Annotated in this window: 12 protein-coding genes and 1 pseudogene; 12 read left to right on the forward strand and 1 reads right to left on the reverse strand. The window is 41.8% G+C overall.

The features are described from left to right. Positions 1–143 precede the first annotated feature (143 nt). Together AC6IZ0_RS05195 and crtO are read left to right on the forward strand one after the other, a co-directional pair. On the forward strand, positions 144–1382 hold the full coding sequence (locus AC6IZ0_RS05195) for an RNA-guided endonuclease InsQ/TnpB family protein (protein WP_497725306.1): 1239 nt from the start codon (positions 144–146) through the stop codon (positions 1380–1382). 351 nt (positions 1383–1733) lie between these two features. Next, positions 1734–3428 (forward strand): beta-carotene ketolase CrtO, encoded by a 1695-nt coding sequence (gene crtO / locus AC6IZ0_RS05200; protein ID WP_497725307.1) that lies wholly within the window; start codon positions 1734–1736, stop codon positions 3426–3428. A gap of 324 nt (positions 3429–3752) precedes the next feature. Here crtO and AC6IZ0_RS05205 read toward each other — a convergent pair whose 3' ends face one another. Continuing rightward, positions 3753–5975, reverse strand: coding sequence for a GumC family protein (locus AC6IZ0_RS05205; protein WP_497725308.1), 2223 nt, complete (start codon positions 5973–5975; stop codon positions 3753–3755). Between the two features lie 252 nt (positions 5976–6227). On the opposite strand from AC6IZ0_RS05205, the pseudogene AC6IZ0_RS05210 reads away from it, so the two are divergent. The 10 genes and pseudogenes from AC6IZ0_RS05210 to AC6IZ0_RS05255 all read left to right on the forward strand — a co-directional run bounded on the left by AC6IZ0_RS05210 (position 6228) and on the right by AC6IZ0_RS05255 (position 16088). Continuing rightward, positions 6228–7540: pseudogene (locus tag AC6IZ0_RS05210) on the forward strand (glycosyltransferase family 4 protein). Positions 7541–8283: 743 nt separating this feature from the next. After that, positions 8284–8745, forward strand: a complete 462-nt coding sequence (locus tag AC6IZ0_RS05215; protein ID WP_271734413.1) for a DUF29 domain-containing protein — start codon at positions 8284–8286, stop codon at positions 8743–8745. 146 nt (positions 8746–8891) lie between these two features. After that, positions 8892–9014 carry a hypothetical protein gene (locus tag AC6IZ0_RS05220; RefSeq protein WP_271734412.1) on the forward strand — a complete coding sequence of 41 codons (123 nt, stop codon included), beginning with the start codon at positions 8892–8894 and terminating at the stop codon, positions 9012–9014. 159 nt (positions 9015–9173) lie between these two features. Beyond that, a complete protein-coding gene (locus tag AC6IZ0_RS05225; protein WP_497725309.1) occupies positions 9174–10973 on the forward strand; it encodes an ABC transporter ATP-binding protein in 1800 nt (599 codons plus the stop codon). A gap of 211 nt (positions 10974–11184) precedes the next feature. Continuing rightward, positions 11185–11571, forward strand: coding sequence for a helix-turn-helix domain-containing protein (locus tag AC6IZ0_RS05230; protein WP_497725310.1), 387 nt, complete (start codon positions 11185–11187; stop codon positions 11569–11571). Between the two features lie 59 nt (positions 11572–11630). Next, entirely contained in the window at positions 11631–12131 is a 501-nt protein-coding gene (locus AC6IZ0_RS05235; protein WP_497725311.1) for a transposase, read from the forward strand. A 108-nt stretch (positions 12132–12239) separates the two neighbouring features. After that, on the forward strand, positions 12240–12965 hold the full coding sequence (locus AC6IZ0_RS05240; protein WP_497725312.1) for a class I SAM-dependent methyltransferase: 726 nt from the start codon (positions 12240–12242) through the stop codon (positions 12963–12965). A gap of 19 nt (positions 12966–12984) precedes the next feature. Further along, positions 12985–13734 (forward strand): FkbM family methyltransferase, encoded by a 750-nt coding sequence (locus AC6IZ0_RS05245; RefSeq protein ID WP_497725313.1) that lies wholly within the window; start codon positions 12985–12987, stop codon positions 13732–13734. Positions 13735–13815: 81 nt separating this feature from the next. Then, positions 13816–14874 carry an NAD-dependent epimerase/dehydratase family protein gene (locus AC6IZ0_RS05250; RefSeq protein WP_497725314.1) on the forward strand — a complete coding sequence of 353 codons (1059 nt, stop codon included), beginning with the start codon at positions 13816–13818 and terminating at the stop codon, positions 14872–14874. Continuing rightward, the gene (locus tag AC6IZ0_RS05255) at positions 14871–16088 is read left to right on the forward strand and encodes a glycosyltransferase family protein (protein ID WP_497725315.1); all 1218 of its coding nucleotides are present in this window, start codon (positions 14871–14873) and stop codon (positions 16086–16088) included. Before AC6IZ0_RS05250 ends, AC6IZ0_RS05255 begins: the two co-directional genes overlap by 4 nt. The last annotated feature ends 26 nt before the right edge of the window (positions 16089–16114 follow it).

Here is a 16114-nt window from a genome sequence, read left to right on the forward strand (position 1 = left end):
AGAAATTTTACCTTAAACAGCAAGAAGGCTCACACCTACCCGATAGGGAGGTGTTGAGATGAATTGCGAATATTTGTTTTTTTGTTGATATTTTTTGATGATTTCTGTTATCATGAAATGATAAACGCGGTAAGGTCGATACCATGTATAGAGCAATTAAAGTGAGAATTTATCCTACTGATGAACAAGAATCCTATCTGGCTCAGTGTTTTGGGAATACTCGATGGTTGTGGAATTATATGCTTAATGCCACTACTACCGCTTATCAAGAAACGGGGAAAGGTCTTTCTAAAGCAGCAATGGATAAATTGCTTCCCGGTTTAAAAAAAGAATATGAATGGTTAGGACTTGCATACAGTCAAGTATTGCAAAGAGTCACATTTAATCTTTCAAGTGCGTTTGTAAATTTCTTTGAAAAACGTACTAAATTTCCTAACTTTAAATCTAAACATGGTAACCAATCGATTCAATATCCTCAAAACGTCAAGTTACTACCACAGGATTCTGTGATTAAGTTTCCTGGTAATTTGGGATTAATGAAAGCCGTGTTTCACAGAGAACTACCGTCCGGTAAATTCACTACCGTCACCATATCTAGAAATGCAGATGGCAGATACTACGCCTCTATTCTTTTCAACCAAACAGATAATCCAGTAGTCGCTGTTCGACAGGCGATCGGAGTTGATCTGGGTTTAAAAAACTTTGCTGTAACCTCTGAAGGGTCAAAGTATGACCTACCCAAAAAACAATTGGCAAAATTAGAAAAAAATAGAAAGCGTAAGCAGAAAAAACTAGCCAGAAAAAAAGATAAAACATCCAACAAACGCCGTCAAGCCAAACGTTTAGTGGCAAAAGTCTCTAGTAAAATAGCTAGAGTGAGAGAGGATTTTCTACACAAGCTATCTCGCAAAATAGCATACGACAACCAAGTTATTTGTGTAGAAGATTTGGCAGTTAAGAATATGGTGAAAAATCCCAAATTGGCGAAAGCGATAACAGCTCAAGGATGGGAAATGTTTCAAACCATGCTTAAATACAAAGCTGAGAAATTCGGTCATACCTATATTGAAGTAGGTCGTTTTTTCCCATCATCTCAACTTTGTAGTGAGACTCTACTACCTATCCCGATGCTACAAAAATGTTATGATTCATTGGGTGTAAGGCTTGTAGATTGTCCCCACTGCCAAAAACAGCATGATAGAGATATTAATGCGGCGATAAATATTAGAAATGAAGGATTGCGACTTTTAGAGTTAGGAACTAGCTCTTGTGCCCTTGGAGGGGATGTAAGACCAAAGTCTTCGGGACGTAAAAAATCTACGAAGGCTGAGGCGGTATCCGATGAATTGGGAAGCCTATACTGTACCGCCAGGTCAGTGTAGGTAGTTCACATCTTTGAGGTGGTGAGGATTTATTGCTTTTTCACAAGGTGAGGATAAGAACTTTAAATCCTTCGTATTTCAACCATTATTATGGTATGACAACAAGGGCGATCGGTCGATCGCCAAAGATGCCAAAGATAATTAATTATTAATACCAGCTATTTGTATATAACTTACTGTAGATATATTGTTGAATATCCAGAGTTTAAATTAAGGGGTATAGATAACCACACCAGGGTAAAACTACATGACATATAACCACAGGTGTAGAATACAATTATCAACAAAATTCTTTCTAACCCAAATTATAATAATAATAATAATTTATCACCATATTATCCAAGCACAAATATGCAAGAGTATGATGTTATTATCATTGGCGCAGGACATAACGGACTAGTATGTGCAGCGTATTTGCTCAAAGCTGGTTATAGTGTTCTGCTGCTAGAAAAGCGTTCAGTTCCAGGTGGTGCAGCCACAACGGAGGAATGCTTACCCCAAGAAGCCCCGGGATTTAAATTTAACTTGTGTGCAATTGATCACGAATTTATTCATTTAGGCCCAGTTGTCGAAGAATTAGAACTAGAAAAATATGGTTTACAATACTTAGATTGTGACCCAGTGGTTTTTTGTCCCCATCCTGATGGTAAGTATTTTTTAGCTCACAAATCAGTAGAAAAGACCTGTGCAGAAATCGCCCGTTATAATGAACGGGACGCTAAAAAATACGCAGAATTTACAGAGTACTGGCAAAGGGTCATCAGTGCCATGGGTCCGATGTTTAACGCTCCACCCAAATCATTTATAGATATTTTTGGTAATTATAACATCCAAAAATTCAAAGATTTATTTTCCGTCATCGGTTCACCATCCAAAAGCTTGGATTTTGTTCGTACCATGTTGAATAGTGCTGAGGATATTCTAGAAGAATGGTTTGATGAAGAATTCTTAAAAGCCCCACTGTCTCGACTCGCTTCCGAACTCGGTGCGCCCCCTTCACAAAAAAACCTAGCCATTGGTGTGATGATGATGGCTATGCGTCATCATCCCGGTATGACTAGACCCCGCGGTGGAACTGGGGCCTTAGTCCAGGCATTAGTTAAATTAGTTACTAGCAAAGGTGGTAAGATTTTAACAGGGCAGCAGGTAGAGAAAGTATTAATTGACAATGGTAAGGCTGTGGGTGTCCGAGTTGGGGGAGGTCAAGAATATCGGGCTAAATATGGCATTATCTCTAACATTGATGCTAAACGTCTATTTTTACAACTTATGGAAACTGATGAGGTAGATGATGCTGACCCTGATTTACGACCAAGATTAGAACGCCGGATCATTAATAATAACGAAACCATCCTGAAAATCGACTTGGCTTTAGATAAACCTCTGCATTTTCCCTACCATGACCACAAAGATGATTATCTGATTGGGTCGATCTTAATTGCAGATTCCATGGCTCATGTTGAACAAACCCATAGTAAATGTACCTTGGGGGAAATCCCCGATACTAACCCCTCTATGTATGTGGTCATGCCAAGCGCTCTTGATCCTACATTAGCACCACCAGGTAAACATACTTTATGGATTGAGTTTTTTGCTCCCTACCAGATAGCAGGTGCGCAAGGTACGGGTTTAAAAGGTACAGGTTGGACAGATGAACTCAAAAACCAAGTTGCAGACAGAGTAATTGATAAGTTGGCTAACTACGCGCCAAATGTAAAAGCAGCAACTATCGCCCGTCGGGTGGAGAGTCCCGCGGAATTGGGAGAAAGATTAGGAGCTTATAAGGGAAATTATTATCATATTGATATGACCTTAGATCAGATGGTGTTTTTCCGTCCTTTACCAGAATTAGCAAACTATAAAACACCAATTGAAAATCTATTTTTAACTGGTGCGGGAACTCATCCAGGTGGGTCAATTTCGGGAATACCAGGACGTAATTGTGCCCGGGTATTTTTGCAAGCCAAGCATCCTTTGGCTCAAGGTTTCAGAGATGCTAGAGATTCATTCAAATCAACTGTTGGTTCAGTATTTGGCATTGGTTAATCGAATGGGAAGATGTACAAGGTCGCCTATGCTGTAATTGGTAATTTTTATGGTGCAAGATATTATTTTCTGTTTAAAAGAAGCTGCTGTGTATTATATATGGAAAAAATATTCCACACCGCAAAATACTGGGGAATGTTTCGTCAATCCTCCCTGTGGCTGTGCAAATCCTGGGAAAGAACTAAAGTGTGAAGACTGTATATATTTAGAATCGTGTTTATCTCATATCAAACTGGGTCATAAACCAACTCCATAATCTGGGAAATTTGCTACCATGGGGTTATAACAGTTAGGTTTCCCATGGATAGCACCGGGAGGGGAGGCTTATTTATCGTCACGTTGGTATTCATAATATTGGTAGTAATTGTCTGAATGACGCTTGTGTCCATTGGCAACTACACCTAAAACATTAATCGGTGAATTTTTCAGATCAGTTAAAGCCTGCTCAAATACAGAACGGTCTGTTTTATCCATCCTGGCGATCATCACCACACCGTCGGTTTGGGGAGCGATGTAATTAGTATCAGCTAGCCCCACAATGGGAGGAGCATCATAAATCACTAAATCAAAGGTATCTTGAAACTGTGTCATCAGTTTTTTCATTTTCCCTGATGAGAGTAACTTAGGTGCATCGGGGGGAATAGGTCCAGAAGTAATGATAGATAATTCATTCATAGCAGGTAGTGGTGTGACTACATTTTCTATGGACATATCCGTGGTAATTAAACTACTCAACCCCCAGAGATTACTTAAATTTGCGAAGGTATGAATACTAGGGCGGCGCAAATCTGCATCTACCAGTAATACTTTTCTCCCCATAGATACAGCTACTTGAGCCAGATAAAAGGCAACTATACTTTTACCGTCACCTTGCATAGAGGAGCTGATGGTAATAGAACTGATGGGAGTATCAGAGCTTAATAATTGTATATTTGTGTAGAGCACCCTGATGGCTTCGATAAAATGGTTAGCGTAATTGCTATAGCGTCGTTTGGCTACGGTGCTTCTCTGAGTATTTGTTTCCATCAGCCCATCCGAGAATTGCATCAAAGCATCTTTGAGTTTGAGGGTTGAAGATTTACCCAGCTGCATCTCTTGGTTCAAGGGAATATTCCCTAGTAGAGGAACTTTGATTCTTTCTTTGAGGCTCAAAGCATTGTGATAAGTATGATCTAGCTTTTCCAAGAGTAAAGCTGCACCAATCCCTAGGGAGATACTCGCGGCAATTCCCAGAATAATATCCCGGATAATAGTTGAAGAGGCTATGGGACTTGTGGGTAGGTTAGGTAAATGAATTAATTGCCAACCTTGTTCCGTCTGAGAGGTTTGAATGAGCAAATCTTCCCGGGCGGATAAAAAACGATTCAGACTTTCATTAGCAATATCTAAACGGCGTTGTATTTCTGTATATTCTCGGATGAGGGTGGGTAATTCCTGACGTTCTAGTTCTAAAATTCGGCGATTTTTTTCCAGTTCTTGTTGATTAAGTTCTAAGGATTTGAGTAATTTATCTGCTTCTGCTCGCCTGGTTTGGATATATAGTTGTGATTCTCGCTCGATTAATGGTTTGAGTTTGTCCTGTTTTTCCTTGAGTGTAATTAGGGTGGGGTTTTCATCTTGAAAAACAGCTGATTGTGTGGCAATTTGAATCTCTAATTGGCGCAATTCTTGATTTAATGTCCGATATACAGGATAGTTATCCAGCACAGACCTGACACCATCTTCAGTTTGTAAGAAATTCCAATCAGCACGAGCTTGGACTAGCTGTAGTTCCAGTTGTTCGAGTTGTTGAGTTAAATCTGTGGTTTGCTCTCCAATTTCACCAGCTAGGACATCTGGACCGAGAAAATTATACTTACGTCGGAACACTTCCAATTCTTCCTGAACCCGGTTGACGCGTTTCTGTATATTGGGTAGTTCTTCATCTAGGTATTTTAAACCTTGACTGAGGGTAATTCGCCGTTGTCCTTGACTGTAGCCTAAATAATCTGCGGCGATTTTCTCTAATACATCCTTCACTTCCACTGGGTCTTGGCTACGATAATTGACCTGGATAATTTTGGTTTGACCTACACGAGAAATCCTCAGTCCTCGACTCAGATATCCATAGTTGATGTTTGGATAATTAGCTTGTAACTGTTTAATGCTGTTTTGCAGAACTTGAGGACTCAAGAGCACTAGAATTTGAGTTTCGTAATCGAAACGACTTGAACTTATTGGGTTACTTGTTGGGTTGATGTTACCGCCTAAGTTTAACACCTCACTCCCATTATCAACGGGTTCAACCAGCATCTGAAAACTGCTTTCATATTCTGGGGTTTTGGGATTTAAGTAAATATTTAGACCTACACCTGTGAGCACAGCTGTGGCTACTCCCACAACAACTACAACTCGACGCCGTAACAAACTTAACAATTCTTTATAATTCCAATCCTCCCCTTGCTGCTGATTTTCCAGAATGGGGGAATAGGGAAAAAATGGTGTGATGGAGTTTCTCGTCTGTTCGGGATTTACGGGTTTGTCAGTTTGGTTGTGAATGATAGACATATTTAATACTGAAATATCACTAAATAAAAAGCTGAAGTTAATTATTTTAACTGTGAATCAAAAATACTAAGTCTCGATAGATACATCTCAACTTAATGTTATTTCTTTGATGACGACTTGTGACGACTTGTATCGTTTATTGTTAAAAGCCTATCTTAGGTGATATATTAACCTTGAATTTATTTTCTGTCTATTGTAACTTTTCATTCAAAAGTCCGCTCGCCTACACCCTCAAGTTTTGCAACATTCTTTATGAAGAATCTCCAACAGAGGCGCAAATCATTAATACCCTTGACAAACAACGTTGATGATCGTTCCTGTGATCAACCAATTAAGTTATCTGTGGTCACACAGTTTTTTCCCCCAGACTATGCTGCTACAGGACAATTAATTGAGGAACTTGTGCAGCAGTTAGAACAGCAAGGGGTAGACATTAATGTGTTTACCAGTCAACCCGGATATGCGTTCAGGGTGAGTAAGGCTCCCCGTGTGGAACTGCGTGAGCAAACTAGGATTTATAGGTCTCGGACTGCGCAAATGTGGCTGGGAGAATTCGCGGTAAGGCTGTAAATGGACTTTTATACACCATTCGTGCTTTTTTGTATCTGCTCGCACCTTGGCGGGGAAGTGATGTATTGCTGATCACGACAGCGCCACCATTCTTGCCCATTGTGGGTTATTTGGCTAATGTGCTGTGGAAGTTGCCCTATGTTTGTATAGTCTATGATTTGTATCCAGATGTGGCGATCGCACTGGGTGTAGTATCAAAGCAGCACTGGGTAACAAAACTTTGGCAAGGTTTAAATCAGCGAGTCTGGCTCAAAGCAGGGGGAATTGTGGTTCTCAGTCCAGAGATGAAACAACGGGTTGTAGAGTACTGTCCCCAAGTCGCCCATAAAGTTTCTGTAATTCATAACTGGGCTAACCCAGATTTAATTGTACCTATTGCCAAATCAGAAAACTGGTTTGCTTGGAAGTACAAGTTAGTCAATAAGTTCACAGTCCTATACTCTGGGAATATGGGGCGATGTCATGACATCGATACTTTGTTAGTAGCGGCCAGAGAATTACAACATGAGTCAGTGCAGTTTGTGTGTATTGGTGGGGGTGCTAAACGGGAAGAGTTGATTGCTAAAGCTTTTGAACTAGGGCTAAGTAATTTTACATTTTTACCTTATCAAGATAAGGAAGATTTGGGCTATTCTCTCACGACCGGCGACCTGTCTTTGGTGAGTGTTAGCCCCAGCAGCGAAAGTTTAGTATTACCTAGTAAGTTGTATTCAGCATTATCAGCTGGGAGGCCATTGGCGGTAGTTTGTTCACCCTACTCTAGCTTAAGACAAATAATTACGGAGGCTGAATGTGGGTCGGCATTTGACCATGGGGATGGTCAGGGACTGGCGGAATTTATCCGTTTATTGCAAAATAACCAAACACTAGCAGAACAGATGGGTAAAGCTGGTCGTGAGTATCTACAATCCCACTTTACACCGCAAATTATTTGCCAACAGTATCTTGAGGTTTTACTACAAACAGCGAATATTAAAAAGAGTAAAAATTGTTGAAATTAGCTCTTACTCTTGTGGTACAATGGATATGTGTAATAAAAAAAAATTTAAAAACGAAATAATTCCTAACGGAAGTTTTAATCTCAAGTTTATAGCCTTTTTCAGGCTCATGAAGTACACACCAATTCCCTATTCCCTATTCCGGTGTTCCCTCAAACTAAAAAAAATTGTACCTCACGAGCATGGGAAATGCTATATTAAAAAACTAATAGTTACTCTCGGCATAGGCTGATTTTTTAGGAGTGGGCTTTGACGGTCTAATTGATCTCAGTTTCTCCAAACGTAACCTTCCTATTGATTTTGATATTAGGGGGCCGAATTGCCCAAAAGGTGTGACCGCAATCGCAAACGTTATCTAGACAGTGCCAGTCGCAAATGGTGATACACTGAAATAACTTCATCAGCAGCAACTTTAGTATCCACAAATGATAGTATTTCCTGATCCAGTGGTGGTTTCTGGCGACCTTCTGCGCAAAGCAGCGATCGACATGGAGTATTATTGAAGTCTAAGAGGATGTTTGTCAAGTCATGATTAGTGTATCGAATATTATTTTACCCCACCCTCACCTTTCCCTTTAGAAGGGAAAGGGGACAGGATTTAATCAATTAAATGGGGTGAAGATGTGATGAAAATTACGGCTGAAAACTTATCAAACATCCTCTTAGTCTCTTAATTTATTCCCAGGCTACCTGTAAAATATATAGTAAAAGTTTTACCCTTGAAGCTTAATATCAAGACTATGAAATCTGAAGGGGCTTCACGATACGAAGAGGATTTTTATGGCTGGACTCAGTGGCAAGTACAAGCACTAGCAGAAAGGCAAGTATCAGAATTAGACTGGCAAAATTTACAAGCTGAATTAGAAGGGTTGGGAAGACAGGAATACCGAGAATTAGTCAGTCGTCTTACTGTCTTGTTAGGTCATCTGCTCAAGTGGGAATATCAGCCAGAAAACCGTTGTCGCAGTTGGTTTCTGAATATCAGAGAACAGCGCCGTGCAATCAACCGCCATTTTCGTCGCAATCCTAGCTTAAAGTCTTCCATGGCTGAGGCTGTAGAGGATGGTTTTGCAGCGGGGGTGGATTTAGCTCTACGAGAAACCAACTTACCCTTGAGAACTTTTCCGGAAAAATGTCCCTACAGGTTTGAAGAAGCGATCGCAGATAGTTTTCTTTGTGATACTAGCCAAGATTGGCAATAAGTATTTACCATCGGCATAAGGATTTGCAAACAGCGCTAACGCGATTTTTGGTACTGGGTACACCCAGCCACACCAGCCAGGAGCCTGGGGTTAAAACCCCAGTCTCAAAGCTCAAGCCAGTTGAAACCGGCTAGATTGTCTAGGTGATGGCAAATATTAAACTAATTGGGCGATTGGGCGATCTGCTTGCAGCAACCCTTGGTCGATCGCCTTGGGTACTGGGTACACCCAGCCACACCAGTAGGTTTTTAACCGAGTTAAGCTATTAGACTCTTAATTCATTCCCCAGCTACCCTAGACTATTGTAAACAACCTTAACCGAATTAATGACTTTAGCAAAGACAGTGAAGCTTGGACGCAGATCAGCCTCTAGGTTTTTGAACCGTTACCTAAAAACTGAAGCGGATCGACTGATTTGGCAGTCTGCAATGGAGAACAGGGGCTTAATCCTAGCCAACTTTGCCACTGGTATTGTAGGGGCTATGTTTGAAGGAGGAACCTTTGGCATTATCTTCTTGGCGGTTACCCTGTTGAGCACCCCCCAAGGAATAGACTCGAACCAGTACGCCATCTTAGCAGGAGTCCCCGGACTAGGGAGTTGGTTGAATGCCCTTAGTCAGGAGGTGTTATTTATTCTTTTATTAGGGCTAGCAGTTACGTCCCAAATCTTCCTGGGGCTTTGCAACTATTGGAATCTGGTGACTGCGGGGGACCTAGGGGTGAGATTACAGGTTAAGTTCACAGAGTATATTCATCGCCTGATTCTCAGTTTTAGCTTTGCCTGTGCCAGTCGTTATAAGGTAGGAGATTTAACTTCCTATGCCGCTAGCGCTGGCCCCACGGTTCAAACCCAGATTAAGTTAGCTAATACTTTGATCACTAACTTTTTGCTGCTTTTGGTCTATCTAGGCATTCTGGTGGTCATTTCCCCTTGGCTGTTATTGGCCGCTCTGGCCACTGTCTTAGTTTTTTATGGTATCCAAAAGCAATTACTCCCCCGTATCCGCCGTTACTCTAGTGTTAATGAGCAAGGACTGGTGGAAATTAGCAAACGGGTAACGGAAAATTTGCAGGGGTTAAGGCTCTTGCACACCACGGGACGTCAATCCAGCGCTGTGGCTGAAGTTAAGGCATTAGTAGAGCAGGTTAAGCCGGGGCTGCAAAAACAGATCCGCTTGCTGAATATTACCAATCCCATTACCCAAACCTTACCGGTCGTTTTGTTGGCTATTATTGCGGGGATTGCCTTTTTGCTGTTTTCCCGGCGGAGCACTGGGGTGTTACCCAGCTTAGTCACCTTTGTGTTGGCCTTGCAACGGTTTAATATCCGTCTTCAGGGTGTTACTGGAGCGGTCACGGGGTTTGCTGATAACTATGGTAAGTTAGCCCGCTTTCAAGAGATTCTTGACCCCAGGGATAAGGAGTTTGGGCGGCTGGGAACAGTGCCCTTTACTAACCTAGCCACAGATATTAGCTTCCATGGGGTTTGTCTGCGTTACTTGGCTGATCAGGGGGAGGTACTGCAAGATATTAATCTTGTCCTACCTTTGGGCAAAGTAACGGCCCTGGTGGGACAGTCGGGGGCGGGTAAGTCTAGCTTGGCGGATTTATTGGTGGGGCTTTATGAGCCGACCAGAGGAAAGATTTTGGTCAATGGTCGGGATTTGCGCGACTATGATCCTAGTAGCTGGCGGCAACGATTGGGGGTTGTCAGTCAGGATACTTTTCTGTTCAATGCCACTATCCTTGAAAATATTCGTTTTGCTTGTCCGACTGCTACAGATTGGGAAGTGATGGCTGCCGCCCAGGCGGCTCAAGCCGATGGCTTTATCCAGGATTTACCCCTGGGCTATGACACGGTAGTCGGGGAGAGGGGATACCGACTCAGTGGGGGTCAGCGGCAACGGATCGCCCTGGCTCGGGCGATTTTATCCGATCCGGATTTGCTGATTTTAGACGAGGCTACTAGCGCTCTAGATACGGTTTCAGAAAAGCTTGTCCAAGAAGCTTTGGATAAGTTTGGGCAAAACCGGATGGTGTTAGTGATTGCTCACCGGTTATCGACGATTGTTAATGCGGATCAGATTGTGGTGCTTCAGCAGGGACGCATTGTGGAAAGGGGAACCCACAGTGAGTTACTGGGGTTATCGTCGGGTATCTATAGAAATTATTGGCAGTTACAGTCAAGCCAAAAGAGAGTGCCGTTGTCACCTTCACAGAATACTTGAAATATATAGAGTGTAAATTCAGTGTTAACAAAATCTAAAAAATTACTGTGTCGGGCATGTGGTTCTGATCGTCTTGTTTATTTATGGGATTGTGCCCCCTTTCCCAATGGATTACTCGAACAGGTCGGACTATCGGATCTTTCCCCCGGTCAGTTATACAGCACTTCCGTCTGTTATAAGGTACACTTGATTAAGATATTAATACTTTCAAATGAAGTCATACTCTGTCGATCTTCGAGAAAAAATAGTTGCAGCACATATTGAGAAAAATATCTCAATCAGGAAAGTAGCTAACATATTTTCCGTCAGCAAGAGTTTGGTGCAGAAGCTTGTCAAACAAAAAAAACTTGATGGAAATTTACAATCCAAGCCGCGAGGAAAACCACAATTTAGTCATCTGACAAATGCGGAAATAGAGTTAAGAGAATTGGTTGAAGCATATCCAGATGCAACATTGATAGAGTTATGTGAATTATTTGCAGACAAGACGGGCAATTTTGTAGGTCGAAGTGCAATGTGTCGTGCGTTGCAGAAATTAGGATTAAATCGTAAAAAAAAACAAAGCAGACTACCCAAGCAGGGACAGAGAGAGTCCTGAATTTAAGATTAGATTATTGGGAAAAGGTCAAACATATAGAGCCAGAAAATTTAGTATTTTTGGATGAAACTGGTGTTTTACTGGGTCTAACAAGGTCTCATGCACGTTCACAAAAGGGAACAAGAGCTTACTCTCTCAACCCATTCTATCGAGGCTCAAAAGTTACTGTAATTGGAGCAATTAGTATTAACAAAGTAGTGGCATTAATGACAATGAATAATTCAATGGATGGCACAGCATTTGAAGTGTTTGTTGAGAAGTTTTTAGTGCCAGAGTTATGGTCAGGAGCAGTGGTGGTGATGGATAACTTATCCGCACATAAACTAGATTCAATTGTGCCAATGATTGAATCTGTCGTGGCTTCAGTTCTATGTTTATCACCATACTCACCAGATTTCAACCCCATTGAGTTATGGTGGTCACAACTTAAATCTTTCTTACGGATGTTTTCACCAACTACAACAGAAATGGTAGAGCGAATAATTTCAGTTGCACTTGACTTAATAAATCCTCAACATTTAAGAAACTGGTTTGCTAATTGCTGCTACTGTACCTCATAACAGCCGGAAACGCTGTATCGTTGTCAGGACTGTGGGTTAGGACAACGGCTACCTTGCTTAACAGCGGATGAACTTAAACAGGTTTATGCCACAGCGCCGGGTGGAGCAATGGATTATGAGTTGGCAAAGAATGCAGGGTGGTCAAGAAGTAAGACGTTATTGCTAGAGTATTTCCAGAATCAAGAGTCTATTTCTGTCCTCGACGTAGGTTGTAATGAGGGCAAGTTTCTGCATAATTTACCCACTCATTGGCACAAGTTTGGCGTTGAGGGGGGAATTCAACCGGCTAAATCAGCTGGCGCTAAGGGAGTTAATGTTATTGCACAGCGATTACAAGATATAGATTCAAAGTGGCATCATTGTTTTGATGTGGTAACAATGTTTGATGTGTTTGAGCATCTCATCAATCCACTAGAGGGAATAGATCAAGCAGAATATTTACTTAAACCGGGGGGGGTATTGCTGATTAGCACTGGCGATATGGATGCTTGGACTTGGCGTTGGTTTAAGGGCAATCATTGGTACTTACAAACGCCATTGCATTTGTCTTTTGCTACAAGGCAATTTTTTGATTATGTTGAGAAAAAATTGCCCCTTAAAGTTAAAGGTGTGTATGAGATTCCTCATCAATTGGGAAGCAGTCGGGAGGTTTGGGATGATCGCGTCAAGGCTGCTTATTATGAGTGTTGGCAACGGGGTGGTTTTTGGCGACTTCCTCAAAGAGCCATCTTTTCAATCCCGCAATACTCACATCTTAAGCATTTAACCAGTGTGCCTTGGACTATGAAACTTGTCGATCACTTCCTAGTTATATGTTTAAAACCCATCTTTTGAAACTCAATCTTCTAGCCCTATGATTAAAGCTGTGATGCATAAAATATTCAATTCTCTTGGTTTGGAAATTAGGCTTCTAAAGAATATTCGTGAAGCACAAAAACGAGAAAAGAAAATGAAAGAATTAGAAGATTATAAATTTCTGGGGAATTTTCATATAAAAAGTATTATCGATATTGGTGCCAACGAGGGACAGTCTGCTAGGACAATTCGTAATGTGTTTCCGGCTGCAACTATCTATTCATTTGAACCCCTACCTGATGTTTATAAGGTGCTTTATTCATCAGTAGCAGAAGATACTAACATTAAAACTTTTAATTTAGCATTAGGAAACGAAGTTGGCACAAAGCAAATGTTCTCAAGTTCCTTTTCCCCTAGTTCTTCGATGTTGAATATGTCTAAACTGCATAAAGAAGAATGGCCAGAATCATCAGTTAATACCAGTGTTATGGTTCAACAAACTTGTTTAGACCAATGGGTAAAAGAGAACAATAAAACTATTGGGGATGATCTTTTAATTAAGCTGGATGTACAAGGCTATGAACTTTCTGTTATTAAAGGAGGAGAGAAGACTTTCAAAAGTGCCAAGCTAGTAATTATTGAGGTTTCTTTTTATGAGTTTTATGAAAAACAACCCCTGTTTGATGATATCTACAAATACCTATGCAATTTGGGTTTTGTTTATCGGGGCAACCTGGAGCAATTTCGCTCTCGATCCGGCGATAAAATACTTTTCGCAGATGCGATTTTTGAAAATATCGGTATCTAGTTACTCTCCCTAATTTAGGGGAAATTTGTTTTTTTAGATATAGGGTTATTTTGGTAGTATAAACCTTTTTAAATTCTAAATATGCCTTTTGATAAGCAACTGTTAGTCACCGGTTCCGCTGGCTTAATCGGCTCTGAATCGGTGCGTTATTTCACCCAACTGGGCTGGCAGGTTACAGGTATTGACAATAATATGCGAGCCGACTTCTTTGGCAAAGACGGTGACACTACCTGGAATTTGCAGCGGTTACAAGTTGACTGTCCGGAGTATCAGCATTTCTCCCTTGATATCCGCGATCGCCCCTCTATTCTGAACCTCTTTTCAGAACAAAAATTTGACCTGATTATTCACGCCGCAGCCCAGCCCTCCCACGATTTAGCCGCCAGTCGTCCCTTTGATGATTTTGATGTTAATGCCGTTGGCACACTAAACTTGCTGGAATCCACCAGAAGAGCTTGCCCTGAAGCAGTGTTTTGTTTCCTTAGCACTAACAAAGTCTATGGTGATGCCCCCAATGAGTTGCCATTGGTGGAACTAGAGAGCCGTTGGGACTATGCTAATCCCCAGGACTATGGCGGTATTACCGAAACCTGTCGCATTGACCAGAGTAAACATAGTTTATTTGGTGCGAGTAAAGTAGCAGCGGATGTGATGGTACAGGAATATGGCCGCTACTTTGGGATGAAAACCGCCTGTTTTCGCGGCGGGTGCCTGACGGGATCAGCCCACAGCGCTGCTGAACTCCATGGTTTTTTAGCTTATGTGGTGCGAGCCTGTGCAGAAGGAAGAGAATATAAAATCTACGGTTATAAAGGTAAACAGGTGCGGGATAATATCCACGCATCTGATGTCTGTGCTTTGTTGCATCAATTTTATTTACATCCCCGTTGCGGTGAGGTCTATAATCTGGGTGGTGGTAGAAAAAACAGTATTTCCGTCCTGGAGGCGATCGCCAAGGCGGAACAGCTGTTAAATAAACCCTTCCGAACCACCTACATTGACAAAAATCGTGAAGGCGATCACATCTGCTATATCAGTGACCTGACGAAAATTCACAACCATTTTCCCGACTGGCAAATCACCCGCAGTTTAGATAGCATTTTCCAGGAAATGGCTACCATGTACCTATTGCAGCGATGACAAAAACATTAATTGTTATTGGTTCCGTTGTCCCTGGAGGGGCTAACGTGGGAGAAATCTTGTTGCGGGATATGTTGACCTGTCTCAAAAGAGAAGAGTTTATTGTTGCTCCTCTTTTAACTGGGGAGACCTTTACCGAAGAAGCCAGGGGTAATAGTCAGCAGTTGAATACAATTTTTCCGCTAAAATCTCCCCCAGAACATGCCGTTCGGCGTTGGGGTGGACGTTTGGGGGGTTTAGTCTGTGCAGGTGAACGATTACTATTTTACGATAGACAGATCAAAGTCCTAGTTAGCCAGATCGAGCAGCAAGTGAGGGAATTAGGTATCACTCGCATCTGGGGCATTTTGAATACAACCGTGGTGGTTGACGCCCTGTTTGGTTTGATGGGAAAGTGTGATTTACCTTTATACACCCAGGTCTGGGATGACATTGATTACCTCACCCAAGAGCGTGGACTTGACGCTACGATGCGATTTCGCACCCGAAAGAGATTTGGTCTACTCCTGAAAAAATCAGTTAAGACTGGTGTGATTTGTGAGACTATGGCTCAAAGCTATAAACAACGCTACACAGCCCGTTGTGAAGTTATCCGTCATGGACTGGCTAATCAGGTAATAGCTCGGACTGAATATTCATCAACCGATGAATTCCGCATCGGCTTTTCCGGGGGGATGTATGCCCCTGATGCTTGGCAGGCATTGTTTGCAGCTCTGGCTTATATCAATTGGCAAATCGCAGACAACAAGCCAATTAAATTGATTGTCATGTCGGGAAAAATCACCCTACCCTGTACAAGCCCCGCCCATGTTGAATACTTAGGTTGGCGAACCACTGATGAAGTTAGACAACGACTAGCTGAGTGCGATTTGCTCTATGTTCCTTATCCCTTTACTTCCTACCTCAAACCCTTGGCTCAACTCTCCTTCCCCACTAAACTCAGTACCTATGTTAACCTCGGTCGCCCAATTTTTGCCCACGTGCCTGAATATGCTTCATTGGTGGATTTTTACGCGCAGTATCCATTAGGTGCGCTTTGTACTTCGTTAGATCCAAAAGTCATTGCTGAACAAATTACCGCCCTAGCGGAAAATACCAGCCTTTATGAAGCCTCTGCTAAAACGGTTGCTTGGGTTGGGGAAAAGGAATTAAGCCACCAAAATTTTGTCAAGCAGGTAAAACAGTTTATTGAATTGGAACCCCCAACTAGTTAGTACAGTACAATTATTGTGTTTCTCAA

It is taken from the genome of Anabaenopsis sp. NIES-4685 (genome assembly GCF_059725405.1).